The 18,585-nt window shown below is 48.9% G+C and carries 19 protein-coding genes and 2 tRNA genes; 10 read left to right on the plus strand and 11 right to left on the minus strand.

Going from position 1 to position 18,585, the window contains the following annotated elements; all coding sequences use genetic code 11:
- Positions 1-136 precede the first annotated feature (136 nt).
- The 4 genes from AOA63_RS10750 (at position 137) to AOA63_RS20590 (ending at position 5,208) form a co-directional block, all read left to right on the plus strand.
- Complete coding sequence (locus AOA63_RS10750) at positions 137-1,516, plus strand: MFS transporter (RefSeq protein WP_053959692.1); 1,380 nt, start codon at positions 137-139, stop codon at positions 1,514-1,516.
- 324 nt (positions 1,517-1,840) lie between these two features.
- Complete coding sequence (locus AOA63_RS10755; RefSeq protein WP_139061566.1) at positions 1,841-2,059, plus strand: hypothetical protein; 219 nt, start codon at positions 1,841-1,843, stop codon at positions 2,057-2,059.
- Positions 2,060-2,064: 5 nt separating this feature from the next.
- The gene (locus tag AOA63_RS10760) at positions 2,065-4,464 is read left to right on the plus strand and encodes a DEAD/DEAH box helicase family protein (RefSeq protein ID WP_053959694.1); all 2,400 of its coding nucleotides are present in this window, start codon (positions 2,065-2,067) and stop codon (positions 4,462-4,464) included.
- Between the two features lie 540 nt (positions 4,465-5,004).
- A complete protein-coding gene (locus AOA63_RS20590; RefSeq protein ID WP_431607700.1) occupies positions 5,005-5,208 on the plus strand; it encodes a transposase in 204 nt (67 codons plus the stop codon).
- Here the strand turns inward: AOA63_RS20590 and AOA63_RS10770 are convergent.
- The 3 genes from AOA63_RS10770 to AOA63_RS10780 form a co-directional block, all read right to left on the minus strand.
- On the minus strand, positions 5,180-6,190 hold the full coding sequence (locus tag AOA63_RS10770; protein ID WP_053959696.1) for a S1C family serine protease: 1,011 nt from the start codon (positions 6,188-6,190) through the stop codon (positions 5,180-5,182). The genes AOA63_RS20590 and AOA63_RS10770 overlap by 29 nt on opposite strands.
- 212 nt (positions 6,191-6,402) lie before the next feature.
- Entirely contained in the window at positions 6,403-7,458 is a 1,056-nt protein-coding gene (locus AOA63_RS10775; RefSeq protein ID WP_053959697.1) for a TSUP family transporter, read from the minus strand.
- A 543-nt stretch (positions 7,459-8,001) separates the two neighbouring features.
- Positions 8,002-8,247, minus strand: a complete 246-nt coding sequence (locus AOA63_RS10780; RefSeq protein WP_053959698.1) for a hypothetical protein — start codon at positions 8,245-8,247, stop codon at positions 8,002-8,004.
- 359 nt (positions 8,248-8,606) lie between these two features.
- Between AOA63_RS10780 and AOA63_RS10785 the strand changes: the two genes are divergently transcribed.
- From AOA63_RS10785 to AOA63_RS10795, 3 genes are all read left to right on the plus strand, one after another.
- A complete protein-coding gene (locus AOA63_RS10785) occupies positions 8,607-8,981 on the plus strand; it encodes a PadR family transcriptional regulator (RefSeq protein ID WP_053960677.1) in 375 nt (124 codons plus the stop codon).
- The gene (locus tag AOA63_RS10790) at positions 8,959-9,564 is read left to right on the plus strand and encodes a DUF1700 domain-containing protein (protein WP_053959699.1); all 606 of its coding nucleotides are present in this window, start codon (positions 8,959-8,961) and stop codon (positions 9,562-9,564) included. The genes AOA63_RS10785 and AOA63_RS10790 overlap by 23 nt, the downstream gene beginning before the upstream one ends.
- Positions 9,565-9,968: 404 nt before the next feature.
- A complete protein-coding gene (locus tag AOA63_RS10795) occupies positions 9,969-10,934 on the plus strand; it encodes an MBL fold metallo-hydrolase (RefSeq protein WP_053959700.1) in 966 nt (321 codons plus the stop codon).
- 1 nt (position 10,935) lies between these two features.
- On the opposite strand, the gene AOA63_RS10800 is transcribed toward AOA63_RS10795, so the two are convergent.
- The 4 genes from AOA63_RS10800 to AOA63_RS10815 all read right to left on the minus strand — a co-directional run bounded on the left by AOA63_RS10800 (position 10,936) and on the right by AOA63_RS10815 (position 13,319).
- Positions 10,936-12,036, minus strand: a complete 1,101-nt coding sequence (locus AOA63_RS10800; protein ID WP_053959701.1) for a glycerate kinase — start codon at positions 12,034-12,036, stop codon at positions 10,936-10,938.
- Between the two features lie 28 nt (positions 12,037-12,064).
- A tRNA-Thr gene (locus tag AOA63_RS10805) sits at positions 12,065-12,140 on the minus strand.
- A 49-nt stretch (positions 12,141-12,189) separates the two neighbouring features.
- The gene (locus tag AOA63_RS10810) at positions 12,190-12,927 is read right to left on the minus strand and encodes a L,D-transpeptidase family protein (protein ID WP_053959702.1); all 738 of its coding nucleotides are present in this window, start codon (positions 12,925-12,927) and stop codon (positions 12,190-12,192) included.
- Complete coding sequence (locus AOA63_RS10815) at positions 12,924-13,319, minus strand: hypothetical protein (protein ID WP_053959703.1); 396 nt, start codon at positions 13,317-13,319, stop codon at positions 12,924-12,926. The genes AOA63_RS10810 and AOA63_RS10815 overlap by 4 nt, the downstream gene beginning before the upstream one ends.
- A 181-nt stretch (positions 13,320-13,500) precedes the next feature.
- Between AOA63_RS10815 and AOA63_RS19775 the strand changes: the two genes are divergently transcribed.
- Positions 13,501-13,716 (plus strand): hypothetical protein, encoded by a 216-nt coding sequence (locus AOA63_RS19775; RefSeq protein ID WP_053959704.1) that lies wholly within the window; start codon positions 13,501-13,503, stop codon positions 13,714-13,716.
- A gap of 133 nt (positions 13,717-13,849) precedes the next feature.
- On the opposite strand, the gene AOA63_RS19980 is transcribed toward AOA63_RS19775, so the two are convergent.
- Complete coding sequence (locus AOA63_RS19980; protein WP_197648389.1) at positions 13,850-14,011, minus strand: hypothetical protein; 162 nt, start codon at positions 14,009-14,011, stop codon at positions 13,850-13,852.
- Positions 14,012-14,450: 439 nt separating this feature from the next.
- Between AOA63_RS19980 and AOA63_RS10825 the strand changes: the two genes are divergently transcribed.
- The gene (locus tag AOA63_RS10825; RefSeq protein WP_053959705.1) at positions 14,451-14,882 is read left to right on the plus strand and encodes a hypothetical protein; all 432 of its coding nucleotides are present in this window, start codon (positions 14,451-14,453) and stop codon (positions 14,880-14,882) included.
- Positions 14,883-15,308: 426 nt separating this feature from the next.
- Here the strand turns inward: AOA63_RS10825 and AOA63_RS10830 are convergent, their stop codons facing one another.
- Both AOA63_RS10830 and AOA63_RS10835 read right to left on the minus strand, forming a co-directional pair.
- The gene (locus tag AOA63_RS10830) at positions 15,309-15,950 is read right to left on the minus strand and encodes a class II aldolase/adducin family protein (protein WP_053959706.1); all 642 of its coding nucleotides are present in this window, start codon (positions 15,948-15,950) and stop codon (positions 15,309-15,311) included.
- A gap of 56 nt (positions 15,951-16,006) precedes the next feature.
- Positions 16,007-16,082, minus strand: a tRNA-Gly gene (locus AOA63_RS10835).
- 232 nt (positions 16,083-16,314) lie between these two features.
- On the opposite strand from AOA63_RS10835, the gene AOA63_RS10840 reads away from it, so the two are divergent.
- Entirely contained in the window at positions 16,315-16,995 is a 681-nt protein-coding gene (locus AOA63_RS10840) for a hypothetical protein (protein WP_053959707.1), read from the plus strand.
- A gap of 297 nt (positions 16,996-17,292) precedes the next feature.
- Here the strand turns inward: AOA63_RS10840 and AOA63_RS10845 are convergent, their stop codons facing one another.
- Positions 17,293-18,576 (minus strand): adenylosuccinate synthase, encoded by a 1,284-nt coding sequence (locus AOA63_RS10845; protein ID WP_053959708.1) that lies wholly within the window; start codon positions 18,574-18,576, stop codon positions 17,293-17,295.
- Positions 18,577-18,585: the final 9 nt, after the last annotated feature.

Here is an 18,585-nt window from a genome sequence, read left to right on the forward strand (position 1 = left end):
GTCCTTTTTTAACAAGACGTTAACATAGGATTAACATCTCGTTCATACAATCTTCCCACTGTCTTAACCTCTATGCCACATACTAATCATGTCACATTTGTGTAAAAAGGATAGCTAACTCGCCAGGGAGGTTTTTATGTCCACGAAAACTGTTAGTGAAACTCTCAATGAGGCACCGCTCAATTTATTTCATTTACGCGCTGTTCTTACCGCTGGTATGGGCTTTTTTACTGATGCCTATGACCTGTTCATTATTGGGGCGGCTCTCATTCTGATTAAAGGACAATGGCATCCATCGGCCACCATGACGGGTCTTCTCGGATCTACCGCTCTGATCGCAGCTTTTGTTGGCGCCTTTGTTTTTGGTCGCTTAGCAGACGTCTTCGGTCGGAAAAGTATTTATGGATTGGAAGCAGGATTAATGGCATTAGGGGCAATTCTCTCGGCATTCTCTCCCAATATTTTTTGGCTTATTGTGTTTCGCTTCATTATGGGTATTGGTATTGGAGGCGATTATCCGGTATCGGCCGTCTTAATGAGTGAATATGCCAATGCCAAAGACCGGGGTAAACTGGTCAGTTTAGTCTTCTCCATGCAAGCCTTAGGACTCATTGCGGGTCCCATCGTCGCTTTGACTTTACTCGCTTCGGGAATTCAAGCCGATATTGCTTGGCGGTTGATGTTAGGTTTAGGTGCCGTGCCCGCCTTAGCAGTGATTATTTTACGCCGACGCATGCCGGAATCTCCTCGGTATGTGGCCCAAGTCAAAGGCAAAACCAAAGAGGCTGTCATCAGTCTCAAAGGCTACGCGGGTCAGGAAGCTCAAGCCATCGATGAGGTTAATCCTCGTCAAAAACTCAGTTTGGGACAAATGTTGTCGCAAGGTCGCTATTGGTTACTTCTTCTCGGCACCGCCGGCAGTTGGGCTGTTTTCGACTATGCATACTATGGCAATTCCATTTCCTTGCCCTTAGTGCTGAAAATGGTAGCTCCCCATAGTTCTGCCATGACATCGATTGCCTGGTCCTTAATTATCTTTGCTGTCGCCGCAGTGCCCGGTTATATTTTAGCCTTCTTGACCATCGACTCGATCGGTCACAAAAAATTACAGTGGATCGGCTTTTTGGTTATGGGATTGTCCTTTGCCACCTTAGGTCTAGTCCCGAATATTACCCACGATGTGCTACCCTTCCTTCTCATCTTTGGGTTAAGCTACTTCTTCGCAGAATTTGGTCCCAACACCACCACTTTCGTCATGGCTAGTGAGGTCTATCCCACCAGTGTCAGAACCACAGGTCACGGGATCTCCGCGGGACTGGCCAAGGTGGGAGCCTTTATCGGTGTGTTTATCTTCCCGGTTATGAGCAAAGCCTTAGGACTCAATGGTACCCTTCTCATTACCGCGGGTTTCTCGATGTTGGGTATCCTTCTCACCATGCTCTTACCAGAACCCAGCCGCCAAACTCTTGAGGAAATCAGCAGTCCCCAGCCGCCTATTCTCTCGAAACGCGCATAAGTTCCAACCGGATTTAAACAAGGCTTTCATATTCATCGCAAAACCCCTGAAAGCACGAATGCTTCCCGTGCATTTCAGGGGTTTGATGTTCTGCCCCGTTCCTGATCACAGCAGCCGATTCATGCTAATCTGGGTTCCCACGCCAAGCTGGTGAAATGACCCATGACGTGCAGGATCTAGACAGGAAAATCGTCGATGGATGGCGAATAGGAATACGAGGTGTTGTTCATAGTGCCATATAACCAGTTGGTTCACGACCGCATTCCAAACATAATTCAAAAGATCGGGGAAACTTGCCGGATTCATCGCCTCAGGGAGCAATTCGTGGCGCATTCAACCACTACACGGCAAGAAGGGGTCAGTGAATACCCCTTAGCGATGGCTGCATTCAAACCATTAAAGGAATTCGCCGATGTATTAAAGGTCATTTCTTATGTCGCGGAAGCCTATGACGATACGGGAAAGAATTTAAAGAGTTTGCGGCGAGATAAATCACCAAGGCGCGGCGGCGTTTCCCAAAAACTTTTGGCTTTGGCTCATTGAGACCGATGAATAAACCCATTTTGGTCACTCACCATCTCGAACAACACATAACTCGGTTACTCCATGATGCGCAAGGTATTTATTTACTGTTAGCCTTCATGAAATCCTCAGGAGTCCAAGAACTGCTCCCCGCGTTAGATGTTGCCCTGAAACACCAAGCGGAAATTAAAATTCTTACCGGCGATTATCTTTTCATTACCGACCCTGATGCCCTTGAGACATTATTGCAGTTAGGCGCGGGTATCGAGATGCGGATGTGGCTAACATCTGGAGAAACGTTCCATCCCAAAGCATATCTTTTTGAGTCACAAGGCCATACCGATATTGTGGTAGGGTCTTCGAACTTATCCCGCAGCGCCCTTACGACAGGGGTCGAATGGAATTTATTGGTCGAAGAAGCGTACTTGGATAACCAAGATCCCATCACCGAATTTATGAGACTTTTTTATGCCGATCAGACCATTCCCGTAAACCGCGTAACGGTCGCCGAATACCGCCGGCGCCGAGACCAATACGTTAATACCTTTCCTCATATTCGTGACGCATGGACAGAGAGTGCTCCCGGTCCCCAATCGGATTCAAATGAGCTTCCCCCGTTAGAACCCGAAACAAACGCAACACCAGAAATTCTGCTCCGTCCAGCCCAAAAAGAGGCATTAGACGCCCTACTGGCTTCCCAAGAAGAAGGCCATCGACGAGGAATGGTCGTCTTGCCCACAGGTCTTGGTAAAACCTATGTCGCAGCATTTTTTGCCCGGCGTTTTGGCCGGATTCTATTCGTCGCTCACCGCGATGAAATTCTTCATCAGGCCGCGAAGACATTTCGAAACATCATGCCAGAACGGACGCAAGCTTTTTATACGGGCTATGAGAAAGGGCTCGCTGACATCGTGTTTGCCTCTGTCTTTACGCTATCGTCACGCCGCAACCGAGTCCGGTTTCTTCCAGGCCAATTTGATCTAATCGTGGTAGACGAATTTCACCATGCCGCAGCCCCCTCATATGACGCCCTATTAAGCTATTTCCATCCACAATTTTTGTTAGGATTAACCGCCACGCCCGAAAGAATGGACAATAAAGATGTATACGCTTTATGCGATGGCAACTTGGTTTATCAAGTGACACTCGCGGACGCAATCAATCAACAGTGGCTGGTGCCATTTCATTACTATGGCATTTATGATCCCACTGATTACCAAGCCATACCGTGGCGTGGCACCCACTATGATGAAGATATCTTGGCCCGTGTCCAGATGAAAGCGTCTTTTGCCAATATGGTCTTCGACGGGTGGCTTGAACACCACAATTCGCGAACATTAGCTTTTTGTGCCGGAGTAGAGCAAGCTCATTATTTTGCTCAATATTTTACAGAACGTGGGATCACCGCTTGTGCCTTGACAGCGACAACGGCCTTCAATGTTCGTCGCGAAACGTTGAAAGCGTTTCAGGAGGGTCGAATAGCCGTCATTTTTTCGGTGAATCTGTTCAACGAAGGCTTGGATATCCCTGCCACCGATACCATTTTACTAATTCGTCCCACCGATTCCTCTGTAATATTTCTCCAACAAATTGGCCGGGGTCTTCGCCCATTTTCTAAGAAATCTTATTGTACGATTATCGATTTTGTGGGTAACTACCGGAATGCCGATCACAGACTCGCACTTTTAGGCATTAACAATGTGTCCGCAGCCCTTCGTGATACACAAGCCATTTCAAAAGACTTGCCGGCAGGCTGTATGGTGCACTTGGATTTGGCGGTAATTGACGTCCTAAAAAAACTACGTGAGCGGCGAACCCCTCGGAAAACCCGGCTTCTAGAGGCTTTGCACAGGGTTCGTGACGAACTAGGGCGCCGGCCATCTTATCTGGAGTTTCATTTGAAAAGTGGAGCCGATAGCCGCATCATTCGACAGGAATTTCATTCGTATGTTGGATTTTTAGAAGAAGCGGGAGATTTATCGCTCGTCGAATCCCACGCATACGCTCAGGTTCGGGGATGGCTGGAAACCGTAGAAAAAACTGCTATGAGCCAAAGCTACAAAATGGTTTTGCTACATATCCTGTTGGCCCGCGGGGAAAGTCAGTGGGACATGCCGATCACCGCCTCCGAGGCTTCCGAACCTTTCTATCGTTACTTGCATGACAATTCCCTCTGGATGAAAGAGCGGCAGCGGCAGAAAATTTTTCAGGGCACCTATGACGCGAAAGCAGTTACACAACTTATTGTTAGAAATCCCATGCATTATCTCGCCACATCTCATCCAACCTATTTTTCCTTGTCCCAAGATACATTGGTCATTCACCCCGGCACCTTCGACGAAAAGGCGAGAGCTTTTGTCAGAGAATGGACACAGGAGATAATCGACTATCGCTTGTATGTCTATTTTCGCTCGCAGTCACAGTAAACATTTGATCGAGCTTTGGATTTCAATACTGGTTCCGCTATTCGTGACTCAAAGCGTTCGTACCGTTCGGATTTATGTATCCTACAAGAACCCATCTACCATTTCGTCATAACCTTTCTCAACGCTATTTAGCAGGATAATTCACCTTGTGATGTAGTCCGCCTTATTCCACCATTAAGAGTCGCATAATCACAAACCGAGTTACTGACGCGTAAGAAATCTCTATCAGCATGGAGCAAGGCGGAATGAACTCTCCCACCGCCTAACCCTCACGGGTTGAGGCGGCAAGTTCCGGGATCGCTCCCGGAAGTTCCTGTCTCATTGACCGCTGCGTCAGGGCCGTTGGCTCCAGACATCTGCCGCTGATCTCCTCAGGCGTGCCTTCGGACCGTTCCGGTCCTCGCTGGCGAAAAAGCCGCCTCCACTGGTTCAGTCGAGCGAGCGGTTTTCCCGCCAGGAGTTTCTGAATGCCCCGTTTCTTGATCACGACCGCAGCATTGTGGTCGGCATTCTCCGTGTGTCGCCGATCCCTTGCGAAAATTGTATGGCAAACCGTCCTTTTGGCCCCGGGCATACTACGTGGGAAGCGTTGGGAATGCGACTCTAAAGACGGTGAAACGCTACGTCGCCGCCCAAGAAACGGCCGCTACCCGCTTGACCGCCTCTTGGCTTTCGCCTAAGAAGGGGAATGCGCGGGCGTTATGTTTAATAAGCATTATCCAGTCGCCAACGCCCGGTTCGTGACTGGAAGCTCCCCTAATTTTAAAAGCACTGTTAAGGACTCACTACCGCGCAATAAGCCAACACGGATCATTGTTCCCACCCCAGCTCTTTGAATCACAGGAATCATGTCTTGAAGTTGATGCACGCGAATTCCGTTGACAGAAACGATAAAGTCTCCAGGCCGAATGCCTGCTTTGGCTGCAGGACTTCCCGGAATAACCCGAATCACCAATAACCCTACCGATTGTGAACCCGCTGACTGCACCGTAGCACCAAGCCACGGACGCCGCACATGACCATATGCAATGAGCTGCTGAGTAATCACTTTGACTGTATCACTAGGTATGGCAAATCCAATACCTTCCACTCCTGTTTGAGCAATTTTGCTCGCATTGATGCCAATGAGTTGACCTTGGGAATTCACTAGAGCACCGCCACTATTACCGGGATTAATCGCCGCATCAGTTTGGATCAGATGATACTCCCAGCCATCACGAAACATGACCCGGTCTTTGGCCGAAATAATACCAGTGGTCACGGTATGGGATAATCCCAAAGCATTGCCAATGGCAACCACCAATTCGCCTGGTTCAATGGTGCGCGAGGAAGCAAACTCAATGGGGCGTAAATGGTTCGCACGAATACGGATCACCGCTAAATCCGTGGGCGGATCTTCACCCACGATCTGGGCGTGGTAGCGTTGCCCGTTCGACAACACGACGATTAATGTCTGCGCATTAGCCACCACATGATAATTGGTGACAATATCTCCTTGACGATTCAGGATGACGCCGGAACCAATCCCCTTTGTCTGTAATTGTCCCTGATCTTTTTGCTTGTTTAAGACAATGACCACCGAAGGATCCACTTTCTTGGCAATACTGACAACCGGCCAATTCAGCGCTCTGGGAGTACGGCTTAGGGTCTGATACACGATAAGAGCGCCCAAAAATACCCCAAAGAGTCCAAATAGAAAAGACGTCCACTCTATCCGCCGCCACATGCTTGCTCATTCCTCCCGTCACGACAGACTATGTCTAAGCGGGACAGGTTATGACGTCACTGGCACAACCTAAGGACACGGGACATCCGACAAACGCGAACTCCGCATTGACCGGAAACAGTCATGTTCTTTCCCATGAAGCTATGGAAGTGTTTAAGAATCTCTGGCTTAATATGTCCCGACGGTGCCATGTGCTGTGCGCTAAAGGAAGCTTAACGTGAGCGGATGACCGACAACACCATATCCAGGAATAGGAGCCCTGTCATTCCCATCATCATCGGTCGGATAATGCGCGCTCCGCGCCGATGCGCCAAGCGGGCGCCGAGGTATGCGCCGACAGCGACCGACACGGCCATGATAAGTCCTAATTCCCACCGAACATCGCCATGCACGGCATACGTAAGAAAAGCGACCACATTGCCGAACAAGCTTAAGACCTTCGCCGTGCCACTGGCCATGAGGTAACTAAACCGAAACCAGGTGACAAAGGCAAAGGTGATTAAAAGACCCGTCCCGGGGCCAAAAAATCCTTCGTAAAACCCTAGCATACCCCCAACCGCCAAGAGCATCAGGACCCGTCGGTCCGTCATGGGAGTGGGCACCCACGCATCGTGATCCGCCGGCTTCCTCCCCAACATTAACAAGCCGGTCATCGCGAGCAGCCCGATAATCACGATGTGGAGGATGGCGGGGGGAATCGTGATGGCGGTCACACCGCCCAGAATCGCACCGGGAACCGATCCGCCCAGCGCAATGGCCGTTTCCGGCCACCATTTAATCGACCGGCTCTGAGCAAAACGAACGGTCCCCGTTAACGCGCCAAACGACAACGCAAACTGATTGGTGCCGAGGACCATGGGGGCGGGTAGGCTGACGAGAAAGAGTGCTGGCACCGTAAACATCCCGCCCCCACCCACAATCGTATCGACGATGCCCGCAGCCAATCCGCCGCAGGTCAGAAGTAAAATGTGGCTCCAGGGAAGCAGCAGGGCTGCCATCCTCCTTTGCGAGTCTGTTTTTTCCGTTACCGAGGCTCTTCGGAGCATGGCAATGCGTAAATAATCCTCGGTGACTAATTGAATGGACCGATCCAATCGGCCCGCATTAAACACGATTTCCCTTTCACCACACAATTCGTCGTCGACGAGCACAGACAGCGCGGGATGAAAGGAAAAAGGCGGAATAGCCCCCACTTCTGCAGTTGTTAACAGCGAGGCGTGCTCCGCGGCGGCAACGGTGGCACGCCGATTCTCCCCGTAGCATAACACACTTTTTTGTCCGCTTCGGTGACTTTTATGACTAAGGCTTGCGCGGCCTGTTTTAACGCATTGCCCCAGACTGCGCTGATCGCTACCGTCCGTCCTTCCGCAATATGGGCGATAACGCGCGATGGGATTCCAACAGGGCAATGATTTGGGCATATTGTTTAATGAATGGCCTCTGTTTTACGTTTATGTTAACGGCCAAACTAGGATCCTCGAAACAATGTTTTTGCAAAGCCCGCCGGTTCCTCTATCTGCTATTCAAACACCTTGACATCATCTCATATTAAATGCCAGGAATTTCAAAATTTTCCCATGGTAGTTTTATTGTTTCGCCGAGGCTTGCCTTATCAGATTCACTTCTCGATACGGTTTGACATCCTCTCAACAGGCTGGCACTGTCTCCCACTGCTCACGCATAATATTCCACTTAGGAGCTCATTAGAATTATACAATGAATCATTTGGAACCTATGAACAAACGAAAATCGGCACCGTTTCCGAAAGTGGCGTCACACTGTGCTCGTGGCTACGATATTTACCACGGCACTTATTGTCGGGGCTGTTGCTGGCGAAGAAGTAAAAAGGCGCGCCAATAACCAGTGGTCTCATCAGGATCAAGATCCGAGAGATCCGGTTCCGGCCATTCAGGAACGGACTGGCGGTACTTCGGATATTTCTTCCGAAACCACTGATCCCGTTCCCACGCCCGGTGGTCGGCACACACCTGGTCGGCGGGTGTAATCACAGGAGTCGGTTTAACCAATTGCCGCATAAGGTCATCAGCATAAGACAAGATTATCTCCTCCTTGAAAAGGCCTAATGGAATGGCCAGGCATAGTTTCGGAAGTCGTGTGTCCTTTCGGACGTCCTCGAAGAAATTGTCGACATAACGCGGCAAACCGAAAAAAGCATATTCGGGATGAATGCGTAATGTCTCTCTCTCTTTATAACGTCTTTTGAACCAATAAAGTTACAAAGGTGAACCCTGCAGCGGATGTGGTTCATTGTGGTTAATCCTATAACGATTGGCGTCCATCCATGTTTCCTTTTAGAACAAAAAAAGATGAAAAGTGTTCATCTCTGTGGTTCTGTCCTTCATGTATTCTTGCCAAATCTTGACGGTATCTTGTTTAAGATGGTACCATGCAAAATATGATAGATAAAGGTGATACATTCGGATTAGGACAATTGCGGCGTGGAATTGTTGAATGGTGCGTTTTAGCACTGTTACAACATCACGAAAGATATGGTTTTGAGTTGGCTAAAACACTGTCAGCAGCCAATCTAATTGCCAGCGAAGGAACCATTTATCCGCTATTAGCTCGACTCCGCCGCGATGGTTTGGTCGAAACCCTTTGGCGTGAATCGGCAGAAGGTCCTCCGCGCCGCTATTATGTTTTGACAACATCTGGAAAACAATCGTTGCAACTTTTTCGCAATCAGTGGCAACAATTCAAAGAATCCGTTGACCAGTTTCTCGATGAAGGGACCCGGGAGGAACACCATGACCACCTCGAACCAAAATGACAAACTTGTTCAACAATATATGGACAAAATGAGGCGGGCGTTAAAGGATTTGCCTCCGTCTCGGCGACAACAAATTTTAGAGGATATTGCTGAACACATTCGGACTGCACGAAAGCAATTGAACCAGGAAAACGAAGCAAGCATCCGTCAAATCCTCCAAAATCTCGGTGACCCTGAAGTCATTCGCGAAGAAGCTATGGATCCCTCGCACCCCTCCAACGGCTTTGACCGCTGGGTGCCCTGGCTCTTATTGTTTGGAGGATTTTTGTTTGTAATCGGATGGATTGCGGGAGTAATTCTCCTATGGCGATCGTCAACTTGGCGGATACGTGATAAAATTTTGGGCACATTCATCTGGCCCGGAGGTCTTGCGACAGTTTTTATGGAACTAGGACTACCAGCAGGCGCAACGACACAATCATGTTCCAGTTTAGCGAACGGAACCGTTCATTGTGTCACTAGCACCTCGGGATTTCATCTCCCTCCGGCGATAGGCTTGCCTCTTTTGATTCTAGAAATACTGGCACCTATTTGGATTACAATGCACTTAATCAAGGTTTCTCATCGTAGCGTTTTGACATAAACTCCGTTCAACAAATCCATATCTGCCAAGTCGCATGAATGTCGCCTGTTGACTCAACTTTTTCAGGATAATCACCTGCCAATTCTTTCAGATAACGTCCTCATATTGGCCGGCAACGTACCTATTGATTCACTCCTGGTCAAAACGAAATCGAAATCTATCACCATTCTCCTCATGCACCGGAAAATCCTGTCGTACAAACACCAGTACCAGAATATCGTTAACATCCATTAGATAAAGCCTGTTAAATAACCGGAAACGACTCACTATGTTCTCATCTTCAGATATAACCTTCCATTATTAAAATGAATTCTCTGTCATTTTCGTTCCTCTTGCTTGCCCTAAAATACTTGCGCGAATCAAATTTTTCAAGTAGGGTAATAAGGAAGAGGAGGATGCGCCTTATGGATAATACCAAGATAACGGAACCGGTAGAAGGCGTCTTTCGCATCCCAATTCCCGTGCCCTTGCCGTTAAAGTATCTCTATAGTTACGCCATCCATCTAGGTTCCGAATATCTCATTTTGGATTTAGGAATGGATACGGAAGATGCCCAACAGGCATGGAAGGAAGCCAGCCAATATCTTGGTCTCAAACCCGGGCGCGTAAAAGCCGTCTTTATTACCCACTTTCATCCCGACCATGTTGGTTTGGCGCAGTTTGCTAGTCAATTGTGGGATACACCCATTTTTATGTGGGAAAAGGAAATGCAAACCGTTTATCAGGTTTTTGACCAATCCCCGGCCAGTCTCACTCCTTTTTTCATCTATAACGGCATGCCTCGGGATCTAGCCGAATATTTGGATCAAGAACGGTGGCTAACCAGATGGGTTGTCAAATTGCCTCATAATCCACCGATTCAATCCCTTGATCCTTCTCAGAATTGGGGACCTTTCCAGTTACTTGACCAAGCGGGACATACCGATCATCAATTATTACTGTATTGGCCCGAACGCAAGTTATTGTTTACTGGAGATCAAGTGCTATCACGTATTACACCAAATATTAGCTACTGGCCTGATGCCGATCCTGATCCGCTCGCCTCATATTTACAATCCCTTCATGAACTCGAAGCCTTACCCGTCACCTTGGGATGTGCAGCCCATGAAGAACTTATCGAAGATGTACCGAGGCGTATTCAGGAGATCTTAGTCCATCATGAGGACAGAGCGCAGCGCATCGTCGAATTATTGACCACGCCGCAAACCGCTTTCGACGTCGCCCAGCACCTCTTTACTCGTCCGCTGACGCGCTTCCAGTGGCGGTTCGCCGTCAGTGAAACCCTAGCCCATTTAGAATATCTGCGGCGACGCCATCGCATTATGTTTGAGGATGTCAAAACTCACGGCCTCTATATGGTTCCACACTAATTTAAGACGCCATCCACATAGCAATGCGAAAAGCTGCTTGTTCGAGCAAGTGGATGCGCATTCGTTCCACTTCACGAGCACTGCGAGGTTTATCAACTAAAGGATAGATGCCTTTTAATGCTGGATTATAAAACTGCATATATTGATCGCCCAACCGTTCAATAATAGCGACCAAGGGTACGGCCAAAGGGGCAAGACGTCGGGATAAAGTGGCAACCAAACTGAGATTTTGGGTCTTGTCGAGCGTCATTTGAGCTGTCAGCACCCACTGCACATTAGTCCAATAGGTGTCCAAATGTAAAAGATCCAGCAAATAGTCCGCTGCGGGTCTGCCCTGAGCACCCAGTCCCAGAAGCGCTAATCCGAGCCCGCCCCCTTCACCAGTACCAGGTTGATCCAATAACGGTGTCGAAAAGAATTCTTCCAGGAGCTGTGCATAATGCTGCATTTGCAGATCGATAACCGGTAATTGATACGGTGACAACCCTTTGACACTGCCATCGTAAAATGTCACGCCCTCTTTACCTGTCAAAGGCAGCGCCCTAGGGTATAACATTACCAGCGGAACGGGAGGAATGTGCAACTCTGTTTGGATAATGTGATGTACACGTTCTAACCCTCGTAAACCTCTGGGAACATCTGCACCCTGTTCATCGACAAAGCGCAAACCAAAGTACTCGAGTAAGCCCATGCCCCCATCATGCACCATCACGTCGCCAAGTGTAATGATGATTTGGCGAGGATGATAGCGCATCACATCCGCAATTAACGGGCCTAATCCCCAAGAACTGGCCCGCATTACATCCACGATTTCACTCGCTCCCAGTATTTCAGCAGCATCAATCATCGCGCTCCCATCGGGCAATAGCGCCCACCGGCTATCCACTTCACGCCCCGCTGCATTCCATGTATGGGACCGGCGAATCCGCCCCGAAAGTGCACGAACTACGATATCCATCGTACCACGTCCACCTTCGGGCACTGGACGCACAATGACCCGGGATGCACAACGACATTGGCGAATTCCCCGTTCTAAGGCATCCGCCACAGCTTGGGACCCGACATTCGGCAAAAACCTTGTTGGGGCAATTAATATGTCCATGTTAGACTCCGTTGTGCGCAAAATACAATGGAGCTAGCGGTGGGACTCGAACCCACGACCTACGGTTTACGAAACCGTTGCTCTACCAACTGAGCTACGTTAGCGATCCATAGGGCATTATACACGGATTTTTTGTATTTGACAACTCGCAATTTAATCTCGTGATAAATACCCCGGCTTCTGCCCAGCCTGATTGGTATAATCTAAGAGCTTTTGTGTTGTTTCCAATGACGCCACTCCGGTGATTGGCAAATGAACCATGACTTGAAAACGTTCGACCGCCTGCTTCACCTCTGGCGTATAGACCCCATTGAGAGGTCCGGAATATACTTTGGCCAATCGCAATAAACGCTGAAGCTCAACAACATCTTGCCCAATTTGCCCGGGATTTATCGTACGGCGAATTTTCACATAAGGCGTAATCCCTTCCACAATCACCGGCGTCCCTAAACTAATGAGTGCATAGACTTGCTCAACATCATGATTATACATCCGAAAACATCCATGGGAGGCCACCGTTCCGACTGACCATGGTTTATTCGTGCCATGAATACCGTAAATACCCCAGGGGGCCGAAAAACGAATCCAACGAGTTCCAAATCCATCGCCCCAAATTGCTTTTTGCGTCACCACAAATTCACCGCGGGGACTTGGTGTTTCTGGCTTACCGACAGCAACGGGATAAACATGAAACAATTTGTTATTGCGGTAAAGATATAATTTTCGTTGAACCACATTAATCACGATTTTGGTCGGAACCTTGGCCGCTGCAGCGTTGACAGCGCGGTGAGGCATACTCCAAATGAGTCCCCCATAAATGCCCACCAGCAATATCCCCGTTAGGATTAAGAACCACGGCCAGCTGAGGGACGACCTGCCTTCAGCTTTCATAAAGCCTCAACCTCCCACGCTGTCCATAAGGTAAATGCTAGCCATACCGCTGCCATCACCTTGGCCGTAGGAAAATCCAACAAGGACCATAGACTTTGTGGTCCGAATAGGTTGGTAAAAGTTCCAGCTGGCGCCACCGCGACCACTAACGCCGGAAGCCCATGCATAATGATTTTGAAGCGGTCAGCGCGTACGCTCCACCCCTTCTTGACATATCCCACAAGACGACTCACTTCAGCCAAACCGAGCACAATGACGGGCCACAATACCATTTGCCACGCCATCCACTCTGGCCGTTCATCAATGGGCAAATCCCGAAACCCCCAGCTGAGGATAACCAAGCCCCATATCATCAATAACGACGACACGATTATCGCAACTTTCCGTATCATGACAAGCCACCTCGATTCACCTTATGTGGCCAAGGTGTTGTCTATGACAAAGTCTCAACCAGTATAAAGACATGAAAGACCAGATTTCCGGAATAAAGGCAATTAATATAGCGCATAAGACGCGGGCTCGTCTCGGCGAAAAATAATGGCGGAGCAACGCTATACTCCCAATGTGTGATGATTGCTGTGGGCAACGCAATTTTATTTAGGTCTTATCGTTGTTTTTGGCTTTAAGCGTCCCGCATCAATTTGTCAGTATCTTAAACATCACTTCATGCCTGTTGATGGCTTGCTTGGTTTCGTTTTTCACCGCGACCGAATTGGTACGGTCTGGCCCGGGATTTTTTCAAAACTGATTGGCGCAACCATTACGCAGACTTTTGCCATCTTAAACTAATCCCGGCGTCTTTGGCATTGTTTTTCGAGGGAATGTGATCGTCCACTTCTTTGAGTTTGTGTGTGTGCAGCGCATTGACCAAGACGACGGTCACACCGGGTTGTTGGTGGAACCAATGCGCTAGCGGCAGCCACTATGCGCCAGTGGATTGGAGCCCTATGACGACGCGGCTCCCGGCGGGACGCCGGGCCCACATCGCGTCAAACCCGATCCGATTATTGTCAAACCGCATCGGGTGACCTGCCGACAACCCGTTCAGCAATAGCCACTGGATGTCATGCCAGCCTTGGGCCACGTCCACCCCTCCGATGTCAAAGTCCGCCAAAACCACTTCTCACCCGGAGCGTGGTTGGGGCCTTTTATCGGCTCTCAGGGCCAATGCGGATTTCATGGGGGATCCCGTAATAACAAATCTTATGTTAGCGTTCGCGGATCACGGGTGTTTTTGTCCAACCCGTTGCATCGTTATTAGTTATCATGGATTTATGGGGCCAGAGGCGACGGATAGTTCCACTTGTTGATATGAAGTAGAAACCCATATTCTCACAGATCCTTCAGCCAATGTGTGCCACTTCGTATCCGTTTAGCCCATGTTGATAAATACGGCAATGACCGGAACAACAGATTTTGGTCAAATTGGACTTGTTCAAGAATCGTCACAATCTCAGACGTTTTTTATGAATACGCCAAGCCGTCGAGCGCATGTCCTAAATTAGTGAAGGAAGGTTAACGATATGAAAAGGGCGAAAAGATGGATTCGTGGCATGAGCCTTAGCGTGTTAGACCTAACATTAGCAAGTTCCAGCGCGCAACCGACCGTTGCAGCACCCACACCGGCACTGTTGCGTTCATATGGACTGAACGTAAGTCTATTACCTCCGTCCCACGTTCCCATTTCTATTAGACAAGCTAAAAATCAGGTATTCCGTAATTTCTCTCAGCTTCCCCCCACTACGCCAATGGTGGCGGAATTACTCATGTTCTCGAATTCGCATGGGCCATTTTTATCAAAACCACAGCCCGCCTGGTTAATGACATGGCGTGAGAAGACGTCCTTACAGACGCCGTTTGTGCCCCCAACTCAACACGTTCCCACCTATACCCATATGAATGAGATTATTAGTGCCACAACAGGACAAATGTTACTAGCTTTTCCAAGTCCTTGATACGATCTAAAGTATTCGGTGGAGGTGTATTTCTCTTCCTCATCCAAAAGGCCACGCCTGACGGCCTCAAGACCGCGCTCCGGCCAATTCCGGATCGGGTACGGGCAAAGAATGGTTTTGGAACGGCGCGATGTGGATTAGTCTCGACGAACAAAAAGCGGCCCGTGTTTTGCGTCTGCCAGCTACGGCCGTTAAAATTCTGGCCCGTTTCGAATCCGGATGTTAAAGGTTTATCGGGAGTTATTTGGCGCATTAATTGAGGCATTACAGTTAAAACCAGAAGACGATCGGTATATAATCTGCGACTAATTCCCAGAAGCCGTACGCTGGTGCCAGAATTGTCAAAGAGTTTCGCCGAGCTGACCAGGGCAGGTTATGGATTATGGCCATTTGGGTTCTAAGACAAGCCAAAATTCTAGGGATAACTTAATCTTGAGGGTTTTGCCCGTAGTGACGGAATTGTTCACGAACGTGGTCAACTTCCTCAAGGGTTAGGACTCGGGGATTGCCGACACAGCGAGCCCGAAACAATAACCGCGCCATCCATTCCACATCGAGTGCCGCTTGGTAAGCGGATGATAGTGTCGGGCCCACCGTTACTAACCCATGGTTCTTGAGCAAAACCGCACGGTCATTCGGACCTAAAGCAGCCAATGCATTATGCGCTAGTTGCTCGGTTCCATATGTGGCGTATTCTGCACAATTGACTTGATAAGCGGATAAAGCCATTTGGTAGTGTACAGGCACAATAGGTTCGCCTAAGGCAGCGAAAATTGTGGCGTATTCAGAATGAGTGTGTACAATAGCGCCAATATCGGACCGTTGCCGGTACAACGTCAGGTGTAAGGGCAGTTCTGATGAAGGACGCGCACGACCTTCAATAATGTTTCCAGAAGCGATATCGACCCCGACGACATTGTCACTGTCGACATCCTCAAAGGGCACCCCGGAAGGTGTGATCCATAACACATTCTCATCTCGCACACTCAAATTACCGGTAGTACCAAACGCGAGGTGATCCCCTATCATCCGGTGAGCATACAAGACGAGATCATTTACCACAGTCATGTGCTGCCTCCATGAGGAACATCATAAAAAATAGCTCGCCTCCTGGGCGAGATAAATGGAGCGGAAGACGGGACTCGAACCCGCGACTTTCGGCTTGGGAAGCCGACGTTCTACCAACTGAACTACTTCCGCGTTTACGTGTTAACGATAGCACGTTCCGTGCGTGAAATCAAGACACGCAAGAACTCACTTCCACATCATCGCCTTCGTTCGTCTTTACGATGATGAACAGCCGTTTATCATAAGCCTTGTGCCCTTTGGCTAAAGGTCCGCCAGAACCGTATAAAATTTTTTCCCTCACACATACTTTAGCCATTACACTCTGCCAATGGAGTGACCTTGGAAAATGTGGAGGATTGAAAAAATGGGATTGGTTAAGGTCTTCAGTGCTGCTGCGCTACTCACGGTCTTACCTGTTCAAGTCGTTAATGCCCAAGCTTCTAGCAAATTACCATCATTTGCGACCATTCAACATCTCAATTCCGATGTCAAGGATTATAAAAAACTGAGCATGTGGGTTCCGGGCATGGGAATTCATGAAGGACGCTTGGCTCCATCTTTAGTCTTGATGATTAATAATCATCATCAAGTGGTAGGAATGGAACAAACGTTTCCTTCTACTCTTCCGTATCACAGCTGGATGGATCCCAAAACCACGGAATACAATGCGGGTCGGGCGTTCTACAGTCAACACCTGATGTTTGTGCCCCCAAGCCAGATTACTCCCTCGATGTCCGCCAATGTGCCGTCAGATCTCAGCAGTTTTGATCAATTTAAGAAAGTTAATGGTTCTCATGTTATTCCCTATTTCCAAATCAAAAAATTCCAACCTGGAGTGGGTTCCATCTGGGGACCTGATGGACCAGCTCTGCGCATTATTCTTAGTCGCCATGAAAAAGTTGTCGGCGGTATTATGGCGGTACCCGCCAAATACGGTTGGAACCCGTGGTATGACCAAAAGGCGGGACATCCTGTCCATGATCCCATTTTAGGTAATGTCTATACCCAAACTGTATATTTCGTTCCCCGTTCACAAATTCGCTAATCTTTCCCCTAGCCAGCAAAGCCGCACTTGTTTAGGTTTACCACGAGTGCGGCTTTAAAACGCCAAGGCCAAAAGAAGGCAGCATGGCTCACTGGGTCCCTGTATACCAAGTATGTGACAAAGATTACGGACTTCTAGATTTCTGAAACATGTGTCTCACAGCATGTACGACACTAAATCCCAACTGTAAGACAATACCTGAGACCGAAGCGGACAAAAATGAGGACTTGTTCCTCATTTCATGAAGAATAAGTCCTCACCGTTACCGTACCGCAATTCCTTAGGATGTCCACGGGCTTAAAAGAGCTCTTTAAGCACTATAGTATTGGTACGCTCGCGCCCTACGGATACCAGCACCAACGGCACATTTATCAGTTCTGCAATGCGCTCCAGATAGGTCCGGGCTTCCTTGGGCAAGTCTTCTAATCGTTTGGCTTGCGTAATCTTGCCTTTCCATCCCGGGAAGGTTTCATATTCCGGTTCCACTTCAGCTAATACTTCCACGGAATCAGGCAGTTCATGAATGAGTTCCCCGTGATAGCGATAGGCCGTAGCAATTTTCACCTCAGGCAAGTCATCGAGGACATCAAGGCGTGTGACGGCTAAACCGGTTAAGCCATTGACGCGAGCGGCATGACGCAGTACCACCGCATCAATCCAACCCACGCGGCGGGGACGCCCGGTAGTGGTACCATATTCATGGCCCCGTTCCCGAATTTCATGACCTAATTGGTCCTGTAACTCGGTAGGAAATGGCCCATCGCCAACACGACTCGTGTAAGCTTTGACCACGCCATAAACCTGGGTAATTTTGGTCGGACCCACGCCTGCTCCAATACATGCTCCTCCGGCAATGGGATGAGATGACGTGACAAATGGGTAAGTCCCATGGTCAATATCTAACATAGTGCCTTGGGCGCCTTCAAACAAGACCCGTTCACCATTGTCGATGGCATCGTTAATCACCACCGACGTATTCGCAATATAGGGCCGCATCCGCTCCCCATACGACAAATATTGTTGGAGCAGTTCGTCATAGTCAAAGCCTTCGACATCGTAAGCTTTAGAAAATACCCGGTTCTTCTCGTCCAAGACCCGTTTAAGCCGCATGGCAAATTGTGCTGGATGGAGAAGATCACCCACTCTCAGGCCAGTACGAGCGGCTTTGTCCATATAAGCGGGCCCAATGCCGCGTAAGGTTGTCCCCAACTTATTCACACCGAGGCGGTCTTCTGCTAAAGCATCCATGCGGCCGTGATAGGGCATAATCAAATGGGCTTGCGATGAAATGCGCAACCTATCCGTTTGGATTCCGCGGCGATGAAGATAGTCAATTTCCTCAAACAAAACGCGGGGATCAACAACCACGCCGTTAGCAATGACGCAAAGCGTATCGGGATAAAAAATCCCGGAAGGTATCAGGTGCAAACGATATTCCTCATCGCCCACGACAACGGTATGCCCGGCGTTGTTTCCTCCTTGATGGCGAACCACCATATCTGCTTGTTGGGCTAAATAATCAATAATTTTGCCTTTACCCTCATCGCCCCATTGGGTCCCCACCACGACCACTGCTGCCATTTTTCTCGT

Source organism: Sulfobacillus thermosulfidooxidans, assembly GCF_001280565.1.
Lineage (GTDB): Bacteria > Bacillota > Sulfobacillia > Sulfobacillales > Sulfobacillaceae > Sulfobacillus > Sulfobacillus thermosulfidooxidans_A.